The organism is Pseudalkalibacillus sp. NRS-1564, from assembly GCF_050467905.1.
In the GTDB taxonomy this organism is placed as follows: Bacteria; Bacillota; Bacilli; order Bacillales; family Guptibacillaceae; genus Guptibacillus; species Guptibacillus hwajinpoensis_B.
The window spans coordinates 198,314-223,257 of sequence record NZ_JBITPM010000019.1 but is presented as its reverse complement, the minus strand read 5'-3'; the positions used below and the strand labels follow the sequence as shown (position 1 = coordinate 223,257).

The window sequence follows — 24,944 nt, the reverse complement described above, 5'->3', positions numbered from 1 at the left end:
CACCAACAGGTTCTATAATTTCGACAAATAGAAATAAACTCCTTCATAATTCGACAAAATTTTAATTAATTCTTTCCGAAACTCATCTCGATCTTCATTTGTAAACTTACGCGGACCTTTTGTATGCTTACCTGCTCTTCTACTTTTCGATGCTAAATAACGCGTATGTAGAAGAGTAGAAATGTTCTCTTCAGTGTATCTTTTTCCTCTTGGAGAAAGGACAAAAACACCCTTTGGAAGAAGTATACTTGCTAGTCCATAGTCTTGAGTTACAGCTAAATCACCTTTCTTAGCATGACGATGGATGTAGAGATCAGCTTCTTCCTTTTCAGAGTCTACCATAACCCACCTCGCTTCACGGAACGTCGTGCTCATATGAGCATACGATGCCACAAAAACGATTTCGGTTTCTGATAAAGCTTGTTGAAAAGACATCATTTCTTCTTTAATTAGAACAGGACATGCATCTGCATCGACAAAAAGCGTCAGTTTCTTTTTCGTCATAATTCTGTATTCTACATCTCCCTGAGTTATCCTTCTTTTGAAATTTATGTTTTAACTTTCAGAATTTTAGTTCAAGCCTCAATAGTTTAAGAATCTTATTAAAGCCTTCTTATATGATTATAGACAATTTTTATTGACAATATTTGATTATATACTAAAAATATTAAATTGAACAGGTAAAAACGATAAAAAAACGCCATCATCGTGACCAGATTCAATCCGATGATGGTGTGATTCATTGATTTTCAAGCTATCTTCATGTTTGTTCATCACTGGTTAAGTTTTCAGCATAGCTAAAAGGCGAGATATCAATAAAATTAGATCAAATAGCTTTTGGTGAAAATGTAGATGAAACCAATCATTCTATCCAAGCTATTTTTAAGAAGTATGCTTCCCTTTATGTAAGCTAAGAATTAAATTAGCTGTTTCTTCAACAGCACGATTAGAAACATCGATCACCTGACAATTCATCTTATTAATAATCGTATCAAAATATTCAAGCTCATCTTTTATTCTTGTCATATTTGCATAGCTCGCTTCGGCATTTAATCCAAGAGCAATTAGCCTTTCTTTGCGTATATTGTTTAATTTCTCGGGGCTTATTTTAAGGGCATAGCATTTACCTTCACCAACAGTAAATAGTTCTTCAGGTGGGTCCACCTCAGGAACAATCGGCACATTAGCCACCTTCAACCTTTTATGAGCTAAGTATTGAGATAGCGGTGTTTTCGATGTTCTTGAAACTCCCACAAGAACAATATCTGCTAGTGCAATTCCTCGTGGGTCTCTCCCATCATCATATTTAACAGCAAACTCAATTGCTTCTACTCGACGAAAATAATCTTCATCGAGTTTATGTACCAGTCCAGGCTCATTGCGCGGAGCTTTACCAATAACTTCTTGCATATGATCAATCATAGGACCAATAATATCAACAGCCTGAATATTTTCTTTTGAGGCGACATCAAGAAGAAATTTTCTTAATTCAGGCACCACTAGGGTAAACGCTACGATCGCTTTCGTTTCTTTTGCAAGTGTCATCACTTCATGTATTGTAGCCGTATCCTCTACATAAGGAACTCTTCTAACATCGAAATCGGTAGGGTCAAACTGACTTGCTGCCGCCTTTACGACAAGCTCCGCCGTTTCACCAACCGAGTCTGAAATAACATACACAATTGCACGATTTGTTGTATTTGTCATATAAACCTCCTAAGCTAAATAATTTCATCCTTAGCCAGATCTACAAGAGCTCTGGTAATATTTGTTTTCGTAATTCTTCCGATAACCTCTATGCCGTTCTCTACATCTTTTACAATCGGTAAGGCATCTATCTGCTTTTCGATTAGCTGATTTGCCACTTCAATTAAAAGATCTTCTCGTGAGCAAACAGTAATATTGGGCATTCTTGTCATAATAATTGTTACTGGAATACTACCAAGATCTTGCTTACCGAGCGCAGCTCTTAATAGGTCTTTTCTTGATAAAACACCGACTAAATGAGCCATTTCATTTACAACAAACAGCGTACCTACATCCTCAAGAAACATCGAGCAAATCGCATCATATACGCTTGCGTTCTCTTGGACAACTACTGGTATAGACTTATAATCGTCAACTTTAATTTTTCTTATTTTCTCAGTAAGAAGTTGTGAGCCTGTTTTCCCTGTATAAAAATACCCAACTCTTGGCCGTGCATCAAGATAACCTGCCATTGTAAGGATAGCAAGATCAGGTCTAAGCGTTGCGCGAGTCAAACTAAGCTTTTCAGCAATATGCTCGCCTGTAATAGGTCCTTCGTTTTTTACGATCTGAAGGATTGTTTCCTGTCGATTATTCAGTTGGATAAGAATCACCACCTCTACTATAAATGTTATACTGTATTTTCATTATTATATACGATTATACCATTTGAACGAAAGCATCGAGCCTGTATTTGAAAAAATCAAGCCATAAAAACTTTTTAAGTGATATTGTGAAGTAAATAAAAGCTATATGATGGAACATCGTTGATTTAGCTCTATTGAAAATAAAAAGCCTCCGGGTTCTCTCTCCGCAGACTTTTTACTCCAGTTTGAATTTGTCTAACTGATCCAAAAATCGTTTTGACTTTAGGTAAAGGCCCGAATAAGCGTCAAAATACAAATTAAGAATGTGCCTAATCTCTTTTTTAGTTTCATCTTTAAGTGAAATATTTCCTAATCTTCCGAGATCAATGTGGGCAAACAGGTGAAGAAGCTCTGCCGTTCGTTTTGTCATTGGAAGATGATAAGGATCGACTGAAAGACAACGGTGACACAGCAACCCACCTTCATTAATTGAAAAGTGGAATTTCCCTTCAGGAAGGCCGCAGTTCGCACAACGATCCAGTTGAGGGGTTATTCCAGCAACACGTAGCATTTTTAATTCAAATATAAACACCACTACTTCAGGGTCTTTTTCTTCATCTAACGCGTGCAGCACCTGATAGAGCATCTCAAATAAATAGGGGTTAGGCTTTCGTTCCTCTGTTAATTTGTCAACAAGCTCTGCCGCATAAGCAGCATATGAGGTAAGAAAAAGATCATTGCGAATGGAACGAAATGAATCAATGATTTCTCCCTGATTCAGTCCCCCAAGACCGGATGTATGCTGGTAAAGATACTGACCATATACAAAAAGTTGAGAAACAGCAGAAAGACGGCTTTTAGGTTTTTTTGCGCCTCTTGCCATAACGCCAACCTTACCCGTCCCTCTTGTAAAAAGTGTTAGTATTTTATTTGTTTCACCATAGTCTACGGTTCGAATCACAATTCCTTCAACCTTTTTTAACAAGAACATTCACCAACCGTTTCCTGTTAACATTCCATAAGGTCAAGTGAGGCGAGTTACTTCTTCCAAATCGATAAGAGATTCTCCCTCTTCATCGCTCGGTGTTTCCATTTCCTTCAAAAGAAGATAAGTATCAATGTTTCCTGTTTCACAAAATATTTTCCAGGTAAACTCTAACACTTTAGATCCCACCTTTCATTTTGTAAAAAAGTTTTTCTCTTACCTCTAGCTTGACCTGACATATGTCGGTTTATGTGATGGAATATTTAACAAAATTTCACTTAATAGTCATCTTCCCGGTAACCATAATCACGTAATGATGATGGTTTGTTTCGCCAATCTTTTACTACCTTCACCCAGATCTCCATAAATACACGCGAACCAAGAAGGGCTTCAATATCTTGCCTTGCTCGCTTCCCTACTTCTTTTAGCATTTTCCCCTGTTTCCCGATGATAATGCCTTTTTGAGAAGAGCGTTCTACGACGACGGTAACATGAATATCAATGACATCAGAACCTTCACGTTTGATCATTTGTTCTGTGACAACTGTAACTGAGTGAGGGATTTCTTCTCTTGTCAAATGAAGAACCTTTTCCCTTACAAGCTCTGCCACAATAAATCGTTCAGGGTGATCGGTTACATGATCACTTGGGTAATATTGGGGTCCTTCTTCAAGGTAGCCAACTACTTGCTCCAAAAGTGTATTCACATTATTTCCTTGCAAAGCAGAAATCGGAACGATTTCGGCAAATGAATATTTATCTTTATAAAAATTAATCATGGGGAACAATTGATCAGGGTGGACTTGATCGATTTTATTTATGACTAGGAAGACTGGACTTTCTACATTCTGCAAGCGATCAATAATATACTGATCCCCAGCTCCGTAACCTTCTTCAGCATTAATAACGAACAATATTAAATCGACTTCATTTAATGAACTTTGAGCCATTTTAATCATAAAGTCGCCTAGTTTATGTTTTGGCTTATGAATCCCTGGCGTATCGATAAAGACAACTTGTGCATCATCTCTCGTATAAACGCCTTGAACTTTGTTGCGCGTTGTTTGAGCTTTGTCACTCATAATCGCAATTTTTTGGCCAATCACTTCGTTTAACAAAGTAGATTTCCCTACATTTGGTCTACCAACAATTGATACAAATCCTGACTTAAATACTTCTTTACTCATTCAAATCCTCCGGTGAAAATGCGCCAGGAAGCAATTCGCTGACGGTTAATTCATGTATTTTTCCATCTAAGTTTGTTAAGATAACTTGCATATCTGGAGAACAAAGTTCAGATATCACCTGTCTACACGCACCACATGGTGGGACTGGCCTTTTAGTATCTGCAACTACTGCAATCGCTTTATATGCTTTATGACCTTCTGAGTAAGCTTTAAAAAGGGCTGTACGCTCCGCACAATTACACATGCTGTATGCAGCGTTCTCAATGTTACATCCACCAAATACTGTGCCATCTTCAGAAAGAAGAGCCACACCTACTTTAAATTTTGAATAGGGAACGTAAGCCATTTCTCTTGCCTTTTTAGCTTCATCAATCAACATTTGCTTATCCATTACTATTCCTCCTTATGACTGAAACAAGTGAACAATCGGTTCGAAAAAGAGAAGGATACCGATTATAACTGAAATGACCGCAAAAAGAAAGACTGCAGCGGCTGAAACATCTTTTGCCACTTTCGCTATAGGATGTTCTTTTTCGGTAATTAAGTCAATCGACCTCTCAATCCCTGTATTTAACGCTTCTAAGCTTAACATGATACCGATTACAGTTAATAAAATGCTCATCTTTATCACAGATAGCTCAAGAATTAGCCCCGCTATCAGAACGAAACTACCTGCAATAAGATGAAATAGAAAATTTTGTTCATTTTTCACTAAATAACGAAAGCCTTGTGAAGCATATAGAAAGCTACGTAAAAACCGTAACAACCTAGACCGATTATCTCGTGAGGCCATATTGTTCTAACAGCACTTTTTGTTTTCCGAACATTTCTTTCTCATCTTCCTCGGTCATATGATCATAACCAAGTAAATGAAGAAAACCATGAACACTTAAAAAGCCAAGCTCCCGCTCAAAACTATGTCCATATTCAGTAGCTTGATCCTCTATTTTTGGAACGGAAATAACAATTTCTCCGAGTAAATGCGGTAGTTCTTCACCAATAATAAGCGGTTCTTCTCCCTCTTCCTCATCATCAAGTGCGAAGGAAATGACATCTGTCGGTTGATCTTTCCCACGATATTCGCGATTGATCTCGGTAATACGTTCATTATCCACAAACATAACCGACACCTCACTTCCCGGTCTAACCTCTTCTTCCTTTGCAGCATGGTTTAATAAATTCTCGAGCATCTCAAGCTGCTCTTTTTTAATTGAGTTCGTCTCATCAACAAAGTCTATCGTTAAATTCATGAAGTCACCTTCTTTTTTAATTCTGTTGGATATTCAATTCGACTATGAAAAATACCATTTAATGTTTCTAATATTGTTTTTGCAACAATGTCGAGCTCTCTGAGAGATAAATCACATTCGTCAAACTGTCCATCTTCAAGTCTTTCAGTAATAATTTTTCTTACGAGCGATTCTATGGTATCAGGGTTTGGTTTGTTCATCGACCTCACTGCCGCTTCGATACAGTCTGCAATTCCAACAACAGCGGCTTCCTTCGTTTGAGCTCTTGGTCCAGGATAGCGGAATTCAGCTTCAGACACCTGCTGATCAGATTGTTCACTTGCTTTGTAATAAAAGAACTTCAGCAGTGTCGTTCCGTGATGTTGTTCAGCTATATCCACAATTTCTTTTGGCAATCGATGCTTCCTGAGCAACTCCGCCCCGTCAGTGGCATGAGAAACGATAATTGTTTTACTTAAATATGGAGAAATTTTATCATGCGGATTTTCCATATTCATTTGATTTTCAATGAAAAAGTGGGGGCGTTTTGTTTTACCAATGTCGTGGTAATAGGCTCCCACCCTTGCTAGTAAACCGTTGGCTCCAATCGATTCACATGCTGCCTCCGATAAGTTAGCAACCATTACACTATGGTGATATGTTCCCGGTGTTTCAACAAGAATTTTTCTCAGAAGTGGATGGTTTGGATTAGATAATTCGATTAATCTTGTAGTCGAGATGATCCTAAAACCTGCTTCAAAGAAAGGCATAAGTCCCAGTGTTAACATAGATGAAAGAAAACCTGATACAAATGCAAACAAGAAATGGTAGCTTAATTCGATACCACTGTATTGTCCGTTCTTTAACATTAATAATATAGCCACTGAAACGATGTTTATTAAGGATACTAGTAATCCTGCTTTCAATATGTTGGATCGATGATTTCTTTTACCGAGGAAAAAGACTCCCGATAAAGAACTCATCAATACATAGAAAGCAAGTGACGCATTCATTGGTCCCGTTATTTCTCCGTTGAAAAACACGCCAGCACATACTCCAAAGAGGAAGCTTGATGCAATGGCTAATTGTTCATTAAAGAGCATTTTGATGAGCATAGAACCTACCGCTACAGGAACAATATAAGCAATACCCGGCAATTCAATTCCCTGCATCAAGCTTGATAGTTTCAGAACAAGCAGTGTGCTGAGATAAATGAGAACGAGAATCAATAAATTTGTATTGGCTGAGCGGACTCTTGAATTTACATCCTGAAAGAAGTAATACAAATAACCAGTAAGAAGGACAACTAGCAATGCAAGGCCGATATAAGGAACTGCATCAAACCCCTCATCAAGAAGACCAGCTAGTCTTAATTGCTCCATCACTTCTCTATTAATCATCGCTCCTTCTTCAACGATAATTTGGCCTTCACGAATCATAACCGGCTGAACTGCTTCTATTGCTTCTTGACGACTTTGTTCGGTTTGTTCTGGATCTAGAAAATAATTAGGCACAATACTCTGCTGTGCTACTGTTATCATTGCTTTTTTCTGCTCAGTAGGTAGAGAAGTAAGGGATAACCGATCTTCCACATCCGTTTTAGATTGCTCTAAATTATCAATAGACACTCTATCAGTCATGACTTCCATTACTTCAGATAGTGTCAGCTCTTTAATTAAGCTAATTTGAGACAATTCCGCTTCAAGAAGCGGCACGAGAGTTTCGTTTGAAAGTTCTGCTGACATCGACACAGATAGCAAAGATTCAAGTTCTGTTATTTTCTCTTCTGTCGTTTCAGCGTCATCACTATCATTTTTTTTAACCTTTTCAATACCTGAAAACAAATCATTTAATTGATCGACCTGTGACTGAGAAACTTCATCTCTGTAAACATATTTTGCGTCGATTTGAGCTGCTTTCGATCGTTCATCTTCTGTGGCTGTTTTATTTTCGATCGTAATAGGCGAAGCTATATCATGATCTGCTCTTGAATAAAGAGAAACGTCCAATGATTCAGGAATGACATTTGAAAGCATCGTTAAATACATGATGAGAGCAACTAGGCCATAAAGAGACCATTTCACCATTTTAATTCGTTCAATATTACGGAGATTATCCTGAAACAGACGTTTAATCTTCGCAACCATAGCTTCCTTCACCTCATAAGTTCTGGCCTCTACTACTCTTCTTCATATTTTATCAGAATTCACTAATAAATGGAGCGGAATCTCACAATAAGTTAAACTGATTGCTAGTCAGTTCAACTTGATGAAAACATAAAAGATAAAGGTATCTTGTTGAATTCTTAAAGGCTAAAAAAAGACCCGTTTTTCACGGGCCTTTGAAAGCTTATTTCGTTTCATGCTCGTATGCGTCAATAATTCGTTGAACTAATGGGTGCCGGACCACATCCGTTTGCTGTAAGTAAATAAATGAAACGTCTTTTACTCTCTTAAGGATTTTTTCGGCAGCAGCAAGGCCTGATTCTTTACCTTTCGGAAGGTCAATTTGCGTTATATCTCCAGTGATGACCATTTTAGAACCAAATCCTAATCGTGTTAAGAACATTTTCATTTGCTGAGAAGTTGTATTTTGTGCTTCATCTAAGATAACGTAGCTATCGTCAAGCGTCCGACCTCTCATATAGGCAAGTGGAGCAATTTCGATCGTGCCACGTTCAATTAAGCGCGTCGTTTGTTCAACACCAAGTACATCATGAAGCGCATCGTACAATGGACGTAAGTATGGGTCCACCTTTTCCTTCAAATCCCCTGGTAAAAACCCAAGACTCTCTCCAGCTTCAACTGCTGGACGAGTTAGCACAATTTTCTTCACCTGGTTGTACTTGAGAGCTGTTACCGCCATTACAACAGCAAGATACGTCTTGCCAGTTCCAGCTGGCCCAATCCCAAATACCAGATCGGTTTTCTTCATAGCCGAAACGTAATGACGCTGTCCCAGCGTCTTAACTTTAATCGGTTTCCCTTTAGCGTTCGTTGTGATTTCTTCTTGGTAAAGTTCAAGAAGCTGATCTAGCATTCCCTGTTGAACAAGTTGACAAGCATAAACGACATCTCTCCCTGAGATACTTGCTCCGCGTTTTATAAGGGTGTGAAGTGTGTGGACAACTTCCTTTACCATGGCGATGGTTTCTTCATTACCTTTTACGGATATGCCTTCTCCACGAGTAACAAGTGAAACTTCAAGTGATTCCTCAATTATCTTTAAATGCTCATCGCCAGGACCAAATAAGCTTTGAGCTTCATTAGAATTTTCTAACTGCAATGTAAGATCAACATAAGATTCTGCCAATAGCCATCAATCTCCTTGAATAATCGGTATGTCTTTCCCGATCTCTTCTATTACTTCATAGTGTATCTTTACGTTTACTTTACCATTCTCTACCTCATGGTGCAAAATCTTTTCCTCTTTAATTTCAGCTTCTTTGGAGGTTTTATTTAGGATGTCCTCCCGACTAACACTACGCGCCGCATTCAGTGCTTCTTTTTCTGTGTATTTTCTTGTCACTTCCTTTGTTGCCAGCACCTCTGTCGTTTGAAAAGCTATCGGGATTTCCCACTTCAAAAAATGAAAATCAGTCTCTCTTTTGAGCTCTTCGTAGTGTTCAAAATCTGGTTTAGAGAAGCCCCATATTGGGATGCGTAAGCCAAACAATCCAATCGCGTATTTCCTTTCTGATTCTCCTGTGTTTGTTTGAAAAGTAGATTCAAGTGGAATGGAAACATTAGTTACATACCACGTCTTTCCATAAACTTCGCCTCTTGCAGGAACAAGTTCACTCTTATCTTCTTTTCCAATAAAGCCTGAAATAAGCAATTGACCCGGTTTGACATATGTGTTTTCCTCTACCTGCTCCTGACCTTCCTCAACATACATTTTTGTAATGATCGCTTTCTTATTCGCAACGATATGCCTCGGACTTAGCGCAGGTTCTTTTTCAGGAAGCTGTTTTTGCACAACTTCGAAATGATAGGTAGTCCCGCTTTGCTTAACACCAACCCACGTAATTTCTTCTAAACTCTCTGTAATCTCGCGCTGAAGCTCTTGATTAGAAGGCAATTGAAAGATAAATTTACCCTTCTTTACTCCTAGCTCGACTGCTGCCTGCTTTAGTTTATGCTCCACTTCAGGTGTAGCACCATTTACTGTAATAGACCAAACCATGTTTGATAAAATGAATATCAATACTAAACATCCAATTACTCCACTGAGAAAGCCTCTAGAATATATGATCCTTTTAATTACAAATGGAAAACCTTTTCTTTCATGAATTCGAATTCTACACCTTGTCCTCTTTAAGTGCGGCCTAATTCTCTTTACATCAGAAGTATAGAGCGAAAGAATAATAGTATCTTTATCCAAACGAACAATATCCCAAATTGGTATGTTGTACTCAATACACCGATTAATAAAGAGTTCTGAATAAGAACCCACTACTTTAATTCGAACAAATCCTGAAAAAAGTTCTCGTAAGTATTCCTTCATAGCAGCCTCCTGTATAGTCAGCCCAAGGATATCATAAGGCTTCTCATCAGTTATTAGGTCGATCAAGGTAAGAAACATGTTCAATTTTACCCTCAAGAAGTATCTCTTCTGGAAGAATTGTCTTAAGCATAAAATCTTTTCCTTTAATCAACAATTGGCCATTCTTAAGAAGGAGGCGAACTTCTTCATTAGAGAATTTTAAAACACCTTGATGATTCTCTATGTAGATATGCAGCTGCCCTACCATGGTTATTCGTGGTAAATCCATGACTGCATCTGCAGGAAGCTCTAACCTTCGGGTTAACCAGCTTTTTAGACCATGCTTCCACTTTGCCATGGATGCTCCCCCCTCTCCCTTCATCTTTATGAAAAGAATCGCAAAACTATCCCACTTACATTTGATTAAAAATCCTGTTCTCATCTTATGCAAACTTAAAATGAATGATCGCGCTCCAACAAAAAAAGACGCCAATCGGCGTCTTTTGAACATTTTATTTCTTCATCTGTTTCATGCTTATCATCGAGGGATGCGGTTTTCTTGAGCGCGGCGGCCCAAGGATTTCCGACCAGATTATACCATCCCTTACATTCTTCTTATTTATCGAAAGATTCTTATCATTCTTATAAGAAGTTTGCTTCACATTCTTTTGAACTTTAATATCGTTCTCTGAATATCGATTCTCCCGCTTCGCCATCCGTCCTAGAGCTTCTTGATAAGCACTGACAGTCTCAGATTGAGGAGTTCCCTCTTCCCCTATCCCATTAGACTCTGAACGGCCTGAGGCGGTATTTCCCTGCTCTCTCCGTCTTTGTGATTGCTGGCGATTGTTAGCAGTGGGCTTCGATTTCTGTTTTTCTTCCTCACTGCCCATTCGCTTAAGGAAACTAATAATTCCCCCAATAGCGACCAACACAAAAACAAAATTATTTAGAAGCAGTTCAATCAGATTATCCAACAAGATCACCTCCACCACAGGACTTAGGAAACAGTTTAGCGATCATCCTCATCTTCTTCCTGATTCGGTTTCCCGATCATGTCACGCATATCTGTATCTGCTTCAATGTTCTTTAAATTCATATAGTCCATTACTCCAATATTACCAGCTCTTAGGGCTTCAGCCATTGCCATCGGTACCTCAGCCTCTGCTTCAACAACTTTAGCACGCATTTCCTCTACGCGAGCGCGCATTTCTTGCTCTTGGGCAACAGCCATCGCACGACGCTCTTCAGCTTTCGCTTGTGCAATATTTTTATCTGCTTCAGCTTGATCCGTTTGTAGAACCGCACCGATGTTTTTACCGATATCAATGTCAGCAATATCGATCGAGAGAATCTCAAATGCCGTACCTGCATCTAACCCTTTGGAAAGAACCGTATGAGAAATCATATCTGGGTTCTCGAGTACCTTCTTATGATTTTGAGAAGAACCAATTGTACTAACAATACCTTCGCCTACTCGAGCAATAACAGTATCTTCACCAGCTCCACCTACAAGGCGGTCAATGTTAGCACGCACTGTAATTCTTGCTTTTGCTTTTACTTCAATTCCGTCCATCGCAACACCTGCGATAAAAGGGGTTTCAATCACTTTCGGGTTAACACTCATTTGCACAGCTTCTAATACATCTCTACCCGCAAGATCAATCGCAGCTCCTCGTTCAAAGCTCAGTTCTATATTCGCGCGGTGCGCTGCAATTAACGCATTAACAACACGGTCAACGTTACCACCAGCAAGGTAGTGGCTTTCTAATTGATTTGTACTTAACTCAAGTCCCGCTTTTACAGCTTTAATTAACGGATTAATAACGCGTGATGGGATAACTCGACGTAATCTCATCCCCACAAGATTGAAAATACTAACTCGCACACCAGCTGCTAATGCTGAAATCCACAACATAACAGGTACAAACGTGAAAAGAATCGCTAAACCAATAATAACTAACCCTACTATAACTAATAAACCTAACGTTCCAGTATCCATAATTTTCCTCCCTGATTTAAACTATATATTTTCTCTTACAATGACTCTAGATCCATTTGTTTTTACAACCTTTACTGCTGTCCCAGCTGTTAAGAAACTCCCCTCCGTTACAACGTCCAGACGTTCGTCTCCAAACTCCGCTATGCCCGATGGTCTAAGCGGAGTCACCGCTACACCTTCCATTCCAAGCAGTTCTTCCCGAGTAGCATTTGAGACATACCCAAATTCTGACTTCGTTGAATCAGAAAGAACGATTTTTTTGAAGAAGCCACGATAGCCGAATAGCCGAATGAACAGATAAGAACCACCAATTGTAACGGCAACGGCAATAAGGACCGCAATTAAAACGTATTGCATCGATTGTCCTGAAGCAAGAACAATACTTGCTACAACACCTACCGCCCCAAGAACGCCGAATATCCCAAAGCCAGGAATGAATATCTCGACGATGATCAGCACAACTCCGACAATCAATAGAAGAAGAGATTCCCATCCAGCAAAACCAGCAATCATATGACCAAAGAAGAACAGTAGAAGAGCACCCGCTCCCATAAATCCCGGTACTCCAAATCCAGGTGAATATAGTTCCAATACAAGTCCCAAACTCCCTATAGATAATAAGATGGGAATAATGATAGGATTTGTAACAAAACGTGCAATTCTCTCTGCAATACTAACTTCAGCATCACTTACTTCGGCATCCTTAAGATTTAGAACGCTTAGTAGTTCTGTGCGATCTTCTGCAGTCCCTTCGGCATATCCAACTTTCACAGCTTCCTGATCGTTAAGCGTTAAAAGCTCACCTTTAGGTGCGTTATAATCCGGAAGATCTACATCAGGATCAGCCATTGCTAGCGCATACTTTGGGTCTCGGTCATTAAGTTCTGCGGCCGACTTCATAGCCGCATGCCAGAAAGACTCTGCTTTCTTTCCTGCCGTATTGCCAGATTGATCAATGATAGCAGCCGATCCCATAAGTGCTCCTGGTTCCATAATAATCTGATCCGCATTTAAAGCAATATAAGCACCAGCTGAAAGTGCTCGATTCGTAACATATGCTGTAATCGGAACATCTGATGCTTTCATAATCTTGGCAATATTATCAGCCGCATTCACAGCCCCTCCAGGCGTGTTAATTTCTAACACAATGTGATCAGCTCCCTGGTCCTCCGCATCCTGGATCGACCGTTTTAGAAATGCTTCCAACCCCCGCTCCACTTCCTGCTCCACAGGTATAAATGTAACGAGATCTCCTTCGCCTTCACCCAAAACTAACTCCCCAAAGAACGGAAGAAAAACCATCATCATGAAGCAAATACACACTAAAAACCTGACTATGTTTTTTCCGATAGTAATCCCTCCCTCCAACTTCCTAAGTATACGAATGAGATCATCATGAAGTTTCAATTTTATGTAGAAGAATATCTTTAGTATGACAAAAGGATTTAGAAAATACTAGTTTGAAATGGCATATGGATCAAAATTCTTTGAAATATAACATAACTATTTTTCCTTTTCACTTGTATCGTATGTATGAGCGAGCGTTGATAAAAAAAACACGCCCTGTTCATACAGGGCGTGTTTGCGCTTGATCATATTTATCCAACACTTAATGCATAACTAAGTTCTTCTTCTCTTTAACAGGGAAGTGAACACCCAGTCACGCCTCAAGGTCTGATTGTTTCAACTAGTCATCTTTAGAAAACAGATAATCTTCTAAAGTGACAGCATCACTTTATGATAAGTTTTTTTGTACAAGACGATTAACAAGTCCGCCGTCCGCTTTGCCTTTTACTCGAGGCATTAGCGCACCCATTACCATACCCATATCTTTCTTTGAAGACGCGCCAGTTTCAGAAATAACTTTCTGAACAATCTGGTCAACTTCTTCTTCAGAGAGTTGTTTCGGCAGGTAGACAGATAAAATCGACAGCTCTTCATCGAGATTCTGCACAAGATCACTTCGGCCAGCTTTTTCAAATTCAAGGAGGGAGTCTTTACGTTGCTTGACTTCGCGAGTGAGAACGGTAAGTTCTTCCTCTTCAGTTAGATCATGACCCAATTTAATGGACTCATTCTGAATTGAAGATTTCACCATCCGAATAACAGATAGTTTGTTCTTCTCTTTGTTCTTCATCGCTACTTTCATATCTGCTGTTAAACGGTCATTTAGACTCACTGACCTAACACCCTCTCTTAGAACTTACGCTTTTTCCTTGCTGCCTCAGATTTCTTTTTACGCTTTACACTTGGCTTTTCATAGTGCTTGCGCTTCTTTACTTCAGCCATAGTGCCTTCTTTAGAAACCGTTCTCTTGAAGCGACGCAGAGCATCATCGATCGACTCGTTCTTACGCACGCGAGTTTCCGCCATCTCTATCCCTCCCTCCAAAACATAGACAATCATAACACATGACTTTCTAACAAAGACATGTCACCTGCAATTATAATACATCCCGTCCTGTTTATCAACATTTCTTTCGTATATTTTATTTCTTTTAGTCTTATTAAAGATTTTTTGTTTTTCACACATAATTGCTTTAAAACCGCAACTAAGTGTAAATTTAACTATTTGAATGAGCGATGGTTATAATGAAAACTTTTTCCATAGCAATGAGAAAAAACGAGCATGTAACACGGATCCTGTCCATAAACTTTCAATGGAAAGGGGAAGTGCTAAATTGAGTCAATATATTGCATCTTTCATCGTCTTCATTAGTATTTTTCTTTTTGGAATGGCTGTGCTCCGCGTTGGACTAAATACCATCTCCAGTTCCAGGCTACAAACATGGCTTTATCGGGCTGCTTCAACGCCTTTACGCGGACTTATTACCGGCGCTGTTATAACAGCCCTGCTACAAAGCAGCTCTGCTGTGATGGTCATTACAATAAGCTTAATTGCTGCTAAGCTGCTTACCTTTAGACAGTCAATTGGAATTATTCTTGGCACGAATATTGGGACTACCATTACAGCTGAATTAATGACTCTTAATCCTGATCAACTTGTCATACCGCTATTATTGAGCGGCTTTATCTTGCTTCAAGTTAGAAAACAGCTGCTTTTCAGCATTGGAACAGTTCTGTTCGGCTTAGGTTGCATTTTCGTTGCTATGCATGGGCTAGAAGCACTTGCTATACCTTTATCGACTTTATCATTTATTAAAGATGTTATCCATAATACGAATTCAAATCTTATGTATGGTATTGGAATTGGGACATTATTAACTGCAGTCATCCAATCAAGTACAGCAACAACGGGAATTACAATGAGCTTTATTAATCAGGACTTACTTACTCTTTCCTCAGCGATCGCCATCCTTTATGGAGCGAATGTCGGCACTTGTATCACAGCGGTCATAGCAAGTATTGGAAGCAGTGCAGAAGCTAAACTTGCTGCTTATGCTCACGTTTGGATAAACATTATAGGTGTAGTCATCTTCTATCCGTTAATAGGGATTTTTGGCACGATAGCTTCTACCCTTACTTCCTTTCCTGACGTTCAACTTGCTCACGTTTCTATCCTCTTTAACGTCTTGTCTTCATTACTCTTTTTACCTGTAACTGGTTTGTTAGCACTATCCATAGAAAGGGTACACTCAAAAAACAATCTAATATAAAGCTAGCGAATTCAGCATAAATTCTCAGGCTTAGTTCAATTGACTGTCACCTTATTATCTACTGAGCAAAACGATATTCCCTCTCCTTCATAATATCTAAAAAACCCCATCACTTCTGTTAATAGAAGTAATGGGGTCGTTATATTAATAATCCGTATCTGCTGTTTCACCTTGCACAATTTTGACTCCAGCACTAGCTCCAATACGTGTAGCTCCTGCATCAATCATTGCTTGAGAACCTTCTAGGTCGCGAACTCCTCCAGAAGCTTTCACACCAATGTTCGGCCCAACTGTATTTCTCATTAGTTTAATATCTTCAACTGTAGCTCCACCAGTTGAAAAACCAGTTGATGTCTTAACATAGTCAGCCCCAGCTTTTACCGAAAGCTCACACGCGCGTGTTTTTTCTTCATCAGTTAGAAGACAAGTCTCAATAATTACCTTAACAAGCGCCTTACCTTTTGCCGCTTCAACAACAGCTTTGATATCTTGTTCTACAAGGTCGTTATTTCCGTCTTTAAGTGCACCAATGTTAATAACCATATCTACTTCAGTAGCACCCTTTTGAATCGCATCATTTGTTTCGAAGGCTTTTGTTTCTGTTGTAACGGCTCCTAGAGGGAAACCAATTACTGTACAAACTTTAGCTTGAGCACCTTGCAACATTTCCGCTGCGAGGGAAACCCAAGTAGGATTAACGCAAACTGAAGCAAAATTAAATTCTCTTGCTTCTTCACAAAGCTTTTCGATCTGCGCTCTGCTAGTATCTGGTTTTAGTGCTGTGTGATCAATCATTTTTGCTAGTTCTTTATTCATGATAGTCATCCTTCCGATTCTGTTTTAGTTAGGTTAAGTTAATAGCTTAAAATGAAGCAACTGCAGCAGTTGGCTCGTCCTCGTTCATAACGCGAACAAATTGACCTTCATTATAAGGATATCCTGGTTTAGTAATTTTCACTTTAACAATTTTTCCAATCATTTCTTCAGATGCTTCAAAGATTACTTTCATATAATTCGCTGAATAACCAACGAATAAGTTTGATTCTGGGTCATCCTTGTACTTCTCTTCCGGAATTACCTCAAGCACTTCACCTTCATAATGGGATGCGTACTCTTTCGCAAGTTGATTTGAAAGCTCAATTAAATGATGAACACGCTTGTTCTTAACTTCATCATCAACCTGGTCTTCCATCCGAGCTGCAGGCGTACCTGTTCTCTTTGAAAATGGGAAAACGTGAAGTTCTGAGAATTTATGCTTTGCAATAAAGTCATATGTCTCTTTAAATTCCTCATCTGTTTCACCAGGAAAGCCGACAATAACGTCGGACGTAATTGCTAATCCTGGAAGTGCTTTTTTCAAACACTCTAAGCGCTCACCAAACATTTCCATTGTATACTTTCTTCTCATTCGCTGTAGTACTGTATTGGATCCAGATTGAAGCGGTATATGAAGATGCGGAACAACTTTTTCAGATTGATTCAATACTTCTATCACTTCATCAGTTACCTGACTGGCTTCAATAGAAGAAATCCGAATTCGCTTAAGACCTTTTACTTTAGCATCAAGGTCACGAAGAAGCTGAGCAAAGTTGTAATCTTTCAAATCCTCTCCATAACCTGCTGTATGGATACCCGTTAGAACGATTTCTTTATAACCGGCATCAACAAGCTGTTGAGCTTGTGAAATGACCGCTTCCGGTTCACGAGATCTGAGAAGGCCTCTTGCCCAAGGAATTATACAGAAAGTACAGAAATTGTTACAACCTTCTTGAATTTTAAGAGAAGCTCGGGTGCGATCTGTAAAAGCCGGAACTTCAAGCTCCTCATATACACGCGCTTTCATAATATTGCCTACGCCATTTACAGGCTCTCGTTCGCGCTTATACTGTTCAATGTAATCAAGCATTTTAACGCGATCCTGAGTTCCTACAACAACATCCACTCCAGGAATAGCCATAATTTCTGCAGGTGAAGTTTGAGCATAACAACCTGTTACACAAATGACGGCATCAGGATTTTTACGAATCGCACGACGAATAACCTGTCTGCTTTTTTTATCCCCAGTATTCGTTACTGTGCACGTATTAATAACATAAACATCCGATGCATGATCGAACTCAACGCGTTCATAATCATGATCTTTAAACAATTGCCAAATCGCTTCCGTTTCGTAATGGTTTACTTTACAGCCTAATGTATGGAAAGCAACTGAAGGCATATAATCACCTCATTAGTTCAAAATGATAAGAAACTGCTGCCAGCACGTACATAGCAGCCGTTTCTGTTCGCAAAATCCTTGGACCAAGTCCACATGAAGCAAAACCAGCTTGAATTAAACTGGCTACTTCATTATCTGAAAGTCCGCCCTCTGGTCCAAATACGACCATTATTCGGTCATTCACATTTGCCTCGTGAAGCGTTTGAACAAGCGCAGCAGTTTCTCCTGCTCTCGCTTCCTCTTCATAAGCAATTAATTTATAATCATAAGACTCACTTGCTTTAATAAGTGATGAAATGGAATGAGGCATTTCAATCAATGGAATGGTTGTTCGATGGGATTGTTCAGCCGCTTCTTTTGCAATTTTTTTTAGCCTTTGCAACTTTTTAGCGCTTTTTTGCTCATCCCATTTTACAATAGAACGCTCAGCTTTAAAAGGGATAAACTGATCTGCACCTAGTTCTGTGCCCTTTTGTATGACTGTTTCTAGTTTATCTCCTTTAGGCAGTCCTTGAACAATTGTAACATGAACAGGGAGTTTCTTTTGTTCTTCCAACCATTCTAATGGAACAGCTTTGATTAAGTCCGAATTAATTTCTTCTAATTCGCATAGGGCTGATTTACCGTCTTCAGTGCAACATATGATGTTGTCACCCACTGTCATTCTCATCACTTTCGAAATGTGCTTCACATCTTCCCCTTCAATAGTAACGTGATCGTCTTGAACTTGAGAGGCAGAAATGAAATATCGTTGCATCGTTCTACCTCCTTACTCGTGGGGTTTTCTGGCAATAAACGCAACCCAATCTTCCATTTGGAGCGTTTCTTCAATGATAAGACCCTGTTCAATGATCGACTGTTTTACTTCCTGCTTTTTCGCAGAGATAATACCCGAGGTGATAAATGCACCACCTGGTTTAAGGACGCGAGCCACATCGTCTGTAAAGCGAATAATAATTTCTGAAAGTAAATTAGCGACAATGACATCGTAAGTTTCATCAATACCCTCAAGAAGATTATTTTGACTGACATTAATTTTGTGATGAACTTTATTTAATTTAGTATTTAACGCAGCACTTTTAACAGCTATTTCATCAAGGTCAAGAGCATCAACTGATTCAGCGCCAAGACTAGCAGCCGCGATACTTAAAACACCTGACCCCGTACCAACGTCAATCACACGCTGACCCGGCTCAATGATTTTTTCAAGCGCTTGAACACACAATACCGTTGTCGGATGTGTTCCTGTACCGAAAGCCATGCCAGGATCAAGCTCAATAATAATTTCATCTGTTGTGACAGGCTTGTAATCTTCCCATGTGGGTGTAATCGTAATTCGTTCAGATATTTTGACAGGTTTATAATATTTTTTCCACGCTGTAGCCCATTCTTCCTCATTCACTTCACTGATTTGAACAGTGTTATGCCCTAAATCAATATCATAGACAAGTAGTCCATTAATCGCTTCTTTAATTTGTTCAACCGTTTCACCAAGAAAACTATTGACAGGCAAGTAAGCTTTCAAGATAACGCCTTCTTCAGGATAATCATCTGGATTGAGCTGATAAACCTCTCCGAAAGTAGTATCCCATACTTTCACAAGATCCATTGGGTCTTCAATGACTACCCCACTGGCACCTGCTTCATGTAGAATGTTTGATACTGCTTCAATTGCTTCGTTTGTCGTATGAATGCTTATCTCAGACCATTTCATTCATTGCCCACTCCTCTTTTGGATCCTTTTTTTCGGAAAGGAAACAGGCAGGCCACTTGAAGTAGTAGCCTGCAATCTGTTACCAGCTTTCACCTTACTTATTCTCCTTTGAACGCCTTTTTCACTTTAGAGAAAAAATTCTCATGCTGTTCGTCAGGTACCTGTCCGGAAATTTCACTAAACTCTCGTAGAAGCTCTTTTTGTCGATCAGTTAAGTGCTTAGGAGTAATCACTTGAATTTTAACATGTTGATCTCCCTGGCCATAACCACGTACGTTCTGAATACCTTTCCCTTTTAGACGGAAATTAGTTCCACTTTGTGTACCAGCTGGCACTTTAAGCTTCACTTTACCATGAAGGGTCGGCACTTCAATTTCATCTCCAAGACCTGCTTGTGAGAAGGTGATCGGCATTTGACATAACACATCATCGCCACTACGTTCGTAAAAGTCATGTGATCTCACATAAACAACTACAAATAAGTCTCCTGGAGGTCCACCGTTAACGCCAGCTTCCCCTTTTCCAGTTATGCGGATTTGTTGACCTTCATCGATTCCTGCAGGGAGTTTAACGTGAATTTTCTTTTTAACTTCAACTTTCCCTTTACCGCGACACGTCTTACACTTATCTTTAATAAGTTTGCCTGTACCTTCACAATGATGACACACGCGACGATTAACTACTCGGCCAAACGGAGTATTTTGCTCCACATTCAATTGACCAGCTCCACCACAGTGTGAACAAGTTTCAGGTGAAGTTCCTGGTTTTGCGCCAGAACCATCACATGTTGAACATTCTTCTTCTTTTGGAATAAAGATATCCGTCTCTTTACCAAATGCTGCTTCTTCAAAAGTTAGTTCCATTGAATACTGAAGGTCAGCACCCTGTCTCGGAGCATTTGGATTACGGCGACCTCCGCCACCAAAGAACATATCAAAAATGTCGCCAAAGCCACCGAAGTCAGCTCCTCCGCCACCAAATCCTTGATTTGGATCTGCGTGCCCAAACTGATCGTACTGAGCTTTTTTCTGAGAGTCACTTAATACTTCATAAGCTTCCGTTACTTCTTTAAACTTCTCATCTGCACCCGGCTCCTGGTTGATGTCTGGGTGATATTGCTTAGCAAGCTTTCGATAAGCTTTTTTCAGCTCGGCATCAGAAGCATCCTTACTTACGCCCAGCACTTCATAATAATCTCGTTTACTCATCGTATCCACTCCCGATTCTCTTCACATAACGTTTATCATATCATTGAGTTTATACGCTCTGCAATACTCTATCGTAAGCACCAGTGAACGCTAATAGCAAATTGGGCAAAGTTGGATAATAACCCAAAAGTTAATTGGTGAATATTACCATGATACGTCGCTTCCACCCGATTTTTAGAATTTTTCAAGTATGGAGAAAACGTGACCTGTGATTAGTTATTGTTCAACTGCAAACAACATTCTTAGCATACGTATTATATGGAATTGAATGGTTTGCATTTCATTTTAAACGAAAAAAGTCAAAGTCAAGATACGCCTGACTTTGACTTTTTTTCGTATCATCTTCTTACTTTTTGTCGTCGTCTACCTCTTCATACTCAGCATCAACGACGTTATCATCTGCTTGTTCAGCTCCGCCTTCTTCGCCAGCTTGAGCCTGTTGAGCTTGTGCAGCCTGCTCATAGACTTTCATTGATAAGGCTTGAACGATTTCTTGAAGCTCATCTTTCGCAGTGCGAATTGCTTCAATGTCATCATTTTCAAGAGCTGCTTTCACTTTATCTTTTGCTTCATTAGCTTTTGTCACTTCTTCTTCCTCTACTTGACCTTCAAGGTCTTTTAGAGTTTTATCAGTAGTGAATACGAGCTGATCAGCTTCGTTACGTGTTTCAACTTCTTCACGACGCTGCTTATCTTCTTCAGCGTTAGCTTCAGCGTCTTTCACCATGTTTTCAATTTCGTCATCTGAAAGACCGCTTGAAGATTTGATTGTAATAGACTGTTCTTTATTCGTACCAAGATCCTTCGCGCGAACGTTCACGATACCGTTTTTGTCGATATCAAATGATACTTCGATTTGCGGAGTTCCTCGTGGTGCTGGAGGAATATCAGTCAGCTGGAAGCGACCAAGAGTCTTGTTATACTGAGCCATTTCGCGCTCACCTTGAAGAACATGAATGTCAACTGAAGGTTGGTTATCAGCTGCAGTTGAGAAAGTCTGTGACTTACTAGTTGGGATCGTTGTATTACGCTCGATAAGCTTCGTAAATACGCCACCCATTGTTTCAATACCAAGAGAAAGTGGAGTTACGTCAAGAAGAACAACGTCTTTCACATCTCCAGCAATAACACCAGCTTGAATTGCTGCACCAAGTGCAACGACTTCATCAGGGTTAACGCCTTTGTGTGGATCTTGTCCTGTTTCTTTCTTAATCGCATCTTGTACTGCAGGAATACGAGTAGATCCACCAACAAGAATTACTTTATCAAGTTCAGATGGAGACATTCCAGCATCTTTAAGAGCCTGACGAGTAGGTGCCATTGTACGCTCTACAAGATTTGCAGAAAGCTCTTCGAATTTAGCACGAGTTAGGTTAAGCTCAAGGTGTTTAGGACCTGAAGCATCCGCTGTGATAAATGGAAGAGAAATTTGAGTTTGTGCTACGCCTGAAAGATCTTTCTTCGCTTTTTCAGCAGCATCTTTCAAACGTTGAAGTGCCATCTTATCCTGACCTAGGTCAACACCAGTATCTTTCTTAAATTCAGCTACTAGATGATCGATAATAACTTGGTCAAAGTCGTCACCACCAAGACGGTTATCACCAGCAGTAGACTTAACTTCAAATACGCCTCCGCCAAGTTCAAGGATTGATACGTCAAAAGTACCGCCACCAAGGTCAAATACTAGGATTGTTTGATCTTCATCTTCTTTATCAAGACCGTAAGCAAGCGCTGCAGCAGTTGGTTCGTTTACAATACGCTCTACTTCAAGTCCAGCGATTTTACCAGCATCTTTTGTTGCTTGACGCTCAGCATCGTTAAAGTAAGCAGGCACTGTAATAACCGCTTTTTCAACGCCTTCACCAAGATAATCTTCAGCGTAAGATTTTAGCTTCTGAAGAATGATCGCAGAAATTTCTTGAGGAGAAAATGATTTACCCTCAACGTCTTCTTTATGATCAGTACCCATATGACGCTTAATGGATTGAATTGTGTTTGGGTTTGTGATTGCTTGACGCTTCGCAACTTCACCTACTAGACGTTCTTCATCTTTAAATGCAACGACAGATGGAGTTGTACGGCTACCTTCCGGGTTCGGGATAACAGTAGCTTCTCCGCCTTCCATTACTGCAATACAAGAGTTTGTTGTACCTAAGTCAATACCGATAATTTTACTCATTACATTCTACCTCCTATTTCTTAATATGTAGTTAAGAGCTTACCTTTACCATTGCTGGCCGAAGGACGCGATCGTTTAGTTGATAGCCTTTTTGTAAGACCTCTACAACCACATCTGAATCATGTTCATCTGATTCAACCTGCATGACAGCCTGATGGAGATGCGGGTTGAATGCTTCTCCTACAGAACCAATTTCTTCGACACCTTCATTAGCAAGTGCCTCTTTCAACTGACGATACACCATTTCCATTCCGGTAAGCAATGACGTTACTTGCTCACTATCGCTTTGAACAGCTAGTGCACGTTCGAAATTATCCATAGCTGGGAGTAACCCTTCAGCTAATTTTTGAGAACGGTATTTTGCATCTGCATTTCGTTCTTCACGCGTTCTGCGGCGGAAGTTATCGTATTCTGCCTGAGTGCGCATATATTTATTCTCAAGCTCTTCAACCTGCTGTTGCAAGTTCTCAAGCTCTTCATTTTCATTGGTTTCAGATACTTCAATCACTTCAGGTTCATCATTCTCTTCAGCATTTTGCTCAAGATTCTCTTCCTCTTCAGTTAGAAGTTCTTCTTCCTCTTGATGACTGTTTTGCTTTTCCACGAATTTCACCTCCCTAACGAAATATAACAAATCTTTCTCCCATAGAAAAGGATGGAAGAAATGTTTCTCCCACCTTCTTCACTATTACCAATTTACCAGTGTTTGAAACTTTGATATCGATCGGTCAAGGTTCGAGTAAGATCATTTGCTAGAAAACCAAGAATACTCATTGAACGATGATATTCCATTCTAGTCGGGCCAAGCAAAGCGATAGAGCCCATTCGCTTGCCTTCTATGAAATAGTCGGCGGTTACGATGCTACAATGCTGCATCGCCTCAAGATCATTTTCCTGACCAATTTTAACTTCAATTCCATTTTTCTCAGGTCGAAGTATGTTATACATAACGTCTTCTTGTTCAAATGTATTAAGTAACAACCTGACTTTATCAATATCTTTGAATTCAGGTTGGGTCAGAATATTAGTCTTGCCTCCGTAATACACTTTTTCAGCATTGGTATAGAGAAAAAGATTTTCAAGCATTGTATTAACCTGATTATAATTTTCAATATGTTTCTTTAAGACAGTTGCCATTTCTTTCATCATTGTCAACTTCAAGGAGATTAGTGGAACGTCCTTCAAGCGTTCATTCATGATGTTCACAACTTTTTCAATATCAGACATACTGACCGAAGGCGGGATTTGCATTGTTCGGTTCTCGACATGTCCACTGTCAGCTACCAAAATCACAACGGCCGTATCCTTTGACAAGGGAATGATCTGAATTTGTCGAAGTTTCGTTTCAAATACTTCAGGTCCAAGAATAATGGACGTATATTGAGTTAGCTCTGAAAGTATTCCAGCAGATTGTTGAATCACTTTCTCTACTTCCACCATTCTCTCTGCAAAAAGAGAATGAATGTTATTCACATCTTTTTTCGAAAGCACAGGTGGAGACAGAAGATGATCAACATAAAAACGATATCCCTTTTCAGAAGGTACTCTTCCAGAAGAACTATGTGTCTTCTCGATGTAGCCCATCTCTTCAAGGTCCGCAAGTTCATTACGAATGGTTGCAGAACTGAATGTCACATCTTCACGCTTGGAAATCGTGCGTGATCCAACAGGCTCAGCCGTTTGAATGTAGTCATTAATCAATAACTGCAAAATGAATAGTTGACGTTCTGTTAACATCTCCTCATCACCTCTGTTAGCACTCTAATGTGCTGAGTGCTAAATCTATTA

Annotated in this window: 27 protein-coding genes; 1 reads left to right on the top strand and 26 read right to left on the bottom strand. The window is 39.6% G+C overall.

From position 1 onward, the window contains the following. Nucleotides 1-12: 12 nt before the first annotated feature. The 18 genes from ACIFPW_RS11120 to rpsU form a co-directional block, all read right to left on the bottom strand. On the bottom strand, nt 13-504 hold the full coding sequence (locus ACIFPW_RS11120) for a YaiI/YqxD family protein (protein WP_430244211.1): 492 nt from the start codon (nt 502-504) through the stop codon (nt 13-15). Between the two features lie 378 nt (nt 505-882). Beyond that, on the bottom strand, nt 883-1,707 hold the full coding sequence (locus tag ACIFPW_RS11115; protein ID WP_194219519.1) for a pyruvate, water dikinase regulatory protein: 825 nt from the start codon (nt 1,705-1,707) through the stop codon (nt 883-885). A gap of 14 nt (nt 1,708-1,721) precedes the next feature. Then, a complete protein-coding gene (locus ACIFPW_RS11110) occupies nt 1,722-2,363 on the bottom strand; it encodes a helix-turn-helix transcriptional regulator (RefSeq protein ID WP_276511807.1) in 642 nt (213 codons plus the stop codon). 205 nt (nt 2,364-2,568) lie between these two features. After that, nucleotides 2,569-3,318, bottom strand: coding sequence for a DNA repair protein RecO (gene recO, locus ACIFPW_RS11105; protein WP_430244208.1), 750 nt, complete (start codon nt 3,316-3,318; stop codon nt 2,569-2,571). A 39-nt stretch (nt 3,319-3,357) separates the two neighbouring features. Beyond that, on the bottom strand, nt 3,358-3,495 hold the full coding sequence (locus ACIFPW_RS11100; protein WP_194219518.1) for a YqzL family protein: 138 nt from the start codon (nt 3,493-3,495) through the stop codon (nt 3,358-3,360). Nucleotides 3,496-3,596: 101 nt separating this feature from the next. Continuing rightward, entirely contained in the window at nt 3,597-4,505 is a 909-nt protein-coding gene (gene era / locus ACIFPW_RS11095; protein ID WP_430244206.1) for a GTPase Era, read from the bottom strand. Continuing rightward, on the bottom strand, nt 4,498-4,896 hold the full coding sequence (locus ACIFPW_RS11090; RefSeq protein ID WP_430244204.1) for a cytidine deaminase: 399 nt from the start codon (nt 4,894-4,896) through the stop codon (nt 4,498-4,500). The genes era and ACIFPW_RS11090 overlap by 8 nt, the downstream gene beginning before the upstream one ends. Nucleotides 4,897-4,908: 12 nt before the next feature. Next, a complete protein-coding gene (locus ACIFPW_RS11085) occupies nt 4,909-5,298 on the bottom strand; it encodes a diacylglycerol kinase family protein (RefSeq protein ID WP_194219515.1) in 390 nt (129 codons plus the stop codon). Then, nucleotides 5,282-5,755, bottom strand: a complete 474-nt coding sequence (gene ybeY, locus ACIFPW_RS11080) for an rRNA maturation RNase YbeY (RefSeq protein ID WP_194219514.1) — start codon at nt 5,753-5,755, stop codon at nt 5,282-5,284. Before ybeY ends, ACIFPW_RS11085 begins: the two co-directional genes overlap by 17 nt. Next, nucleotides 5,752-7,881 carry an HD family phosphohydrolase gene (locus ACIFPW_RS11075; protein WP_430244201.1) on the bottom strand — a complete coding sequence of 710 codons (2,130 nt, stop codon included), beginning with the start codon at nt 7,879-7,881 and terminating at the stop codon, nt 5,752-5,754. Before ACIFPW_RS11075 ends, ybeY begins: the two co-directional genes overlap by 4 nt. A gap of 202 nt (nt 7,882-8,083) precedes the next feature. Continuing rightward, the gene (locus tag ACIFPW_RS11070) at nt 8,084-9,046 is read right to left on the bottom strand and encodes a PhoH family protein (protein ID WP_194219513.1); all 963 of its coding nucleotides are present in this window, start codon (nt 9,044-9,046) and stop codon (nt 8,084-8,086) included. A gap of 6 nt (nt 9,047-9,052) precedes the next feature. After that, entirely contained in the window at nt 9,053-10,240 is a 1,188-nt protein-coding gene (gene yqfD, locus ACIFPW_RS11065; protein ID WP_430244199.1) for a sporulation protein YqfD, read from the bottom strand. Between the two features lie 46 nt (nt 10,241-10,286). Next, complete coding sequence (gene yqfC, locus ACIFPW_RS11060; RefSeq protein ID WP_194219511.1) at nt 10,287-10,577, bottom strand: sporulation protein YqfC; 291 nt, start codon at nt 10,575-10,577, stop codon at nt 10,287-10,289. A gap of 154 nt (nt 10,578-10,731) precedes the next feature. Next, the gene (locus tag ACIFPW_RS11055; RefSeq protein ID WP_430244197.1) at nt 10,732-11,196 is read right to left on the bottom strand and encodes a hypothetical protein; all 465 of its coding nucleotides are present in this window, start codon (nt 11,194-11,196) and stop codon (nt 10,732-10,734) included. Nucleotides 11,197-11,231: 35 nt separating this feature from the next. Beyond that, nucleotides 11,232-12,221 (bottom strand): flotillin-like protein FloA, encoded by a 990-nt coding sequence (gene floA, locus ACIFPW_RS11050; RefSeq protein ID WP_430244195.1) that lies wholly within the window; start codon nt 12,219-12,221, stop codon nt 11,232-11,234. A gap of 21 nt (nt 12,222-12,242) precedes the next feature. Next, complete coding sequence (locus tag ACIFPW_RS11045) at nt 12,243-13,529, bottom strand: NfeD family protein (RefSeq protein ID WP_430244193.1); 1,287 nt, start codon at nt 13,527-13,529, stop codon at nt 12,243-12,245. A gap of 427 nt (nt 13,530-13,956) precedes the next feature. Continuing rightward, entirely contained in the window at nt 13,957-14,400 is a 444-nt protein-coding gene (locus ACIFPW_RS11040; protein ID WP_194219507.1) for a GatB/YqeY domain-containing protein, read from the bottom strand. A gap of 17 nt (nt 14,401-14,417) precedes the next feature. Further along, nucleotides 14,418-14,594 (bottom strand): 30S ribosomal protein S21, encoded by a 177-nt coding sequence (rpsU, locus tag ACIFPW_RS11035; RefSeq protein WP_048312787.1) that lies wholly within the window; start codon nt 14,592-14,594, stop codon nt 14,418-14,420. A 307-nt stretch (nt 14,595-14,901) separates the two neighbouring features. Here rpsU and ACIFPW_RS11030 point away from each other — a divergent pair, with 307 nt between their 5' ends. Further along, nucleotides 14,902-15,837 carry a Na/Pi symporter gene (locus tag ACIFPW_RS11030; protein ID WP_430244190.1) on the top strand — a complete coding sequence of 312 codons (936 nt, stop codon included), beginning with the start codon at nt 14,902-14,904 and terminating at the stop codon, nt 15,835-15,837. Between the two features lie 144 nt (nt 15,838-15,981). Here the strand turns inward: ACIFPW_RS11030 and deoC are convergent, their stop codons facing one another. The 8 genes from deoC to hrcA form a co-directional block, all read right to left on the bottom strand. Next, nucleotides 15,982-16,653 carry a deoxyribose-phosphate aldolase gene (gene deoC, locus ACIFPW_RS11025; protein WP_430244188.1) on the bottom strand — a complete coding sequence of 224 codons (672 nt, stop codon included), beginning with the start codon at nt 16,651-16,653 and terminating at the stop codon, nt 15,982-15,984. Nucleotides 16,654-16,699: 46 nt separating this feature from the next. Continuing rightward, on the bottom strand, nt 16,700-18,055 hold the full coding sequence (gene mtaB / locus ACIFPW_RS11020; RefSeq protein ID WP_430244186.1) for a tRNA (N(6)-L-threonylcarbamoyladenosine(37)-C(2))-methylthiotransferase MtaB: 1,356 nt from the start codon (nt 18,053-18,055) through the stop codon (nt 16,700-16,702). Nucleotides 18,056-18,059: 4 nt separating this feature from the next. Continuing rightward, complete coding sequence (locus tag ACIFPW_RS11015; RefSeq protein WP_430244184.1) at nt 18,060-18,812, bottom strand: 16S rRNA (uracil(1498)-N(3))-methyltransferase; 753 nt, start codon at nt 18,810-18,812, stop codon at nt 18,060-18,062. Nucleotides 18,813-18,824: 12 nt separating this feature from the next. Next, nucleotides 18,825-19,769 (bottom strand): 50S ribosomal protein L11 methyltransferase, encoded by a 945-nt coding sequence (gene prmA / locus ACIFPW_RS11010; protein WP_194219502.1) that lies wholly within the window; start codon nt 19,767-19,769, stop codon nt 18,825-18,827. 98 nt (nt 19,770-19,867) lie between these two features. Beyond that, entirely contained in the window at nt 19,868-20,977 is a 1,110-nt protein-coding gene (gene dnaJ, locus ACIFPW_RS11005; RefSeq protein ID WP_194219501.1) for a molecular chaperone DnaJ, read from the bottom strand. 346 nt (nt 20,978-21,323) lie between these two features. Further along, nucleotides 21,324-23,156: a molecular chaperone DnaK gene (dnaK, locus tag ACIFPW_RS11000; protein WP_194219500.1), complete on the bottom strand. Its 1,833-nt coding sequence runs from the start codon at nt 23,154-23,156 to the stop codon at nt 21,324-21,326. A 31-nt stretch (nt 23,157-23,187) separates the two neighbouring features. After that, nucleotides 23,188-23,760, bottom strand: a complete 573-nt coding sequence (grpE, locus tag ACIFPW_RS10995; protein WP_194219499.1) for a nucleotide exchange factor GrpE — start codon at nt 23,758-23,760, stop codon at nt 23,188-23,190. Nucleotides 23,761-23,852: 92 nt separating this feature from the next. Beyond that, entirely contained in the window at nt 23,853-24,893 is a 1,041-nt protein-coding gene (hrcA, locus tag ACIFPW_RS10990; RefSeq protein WP_430244180.1) for a heat-inducible transcriptional repressor HrcA, read from the bottom strand. Nucleotides 24,894-24,944 lie beyond the last annotated feature (51 nt).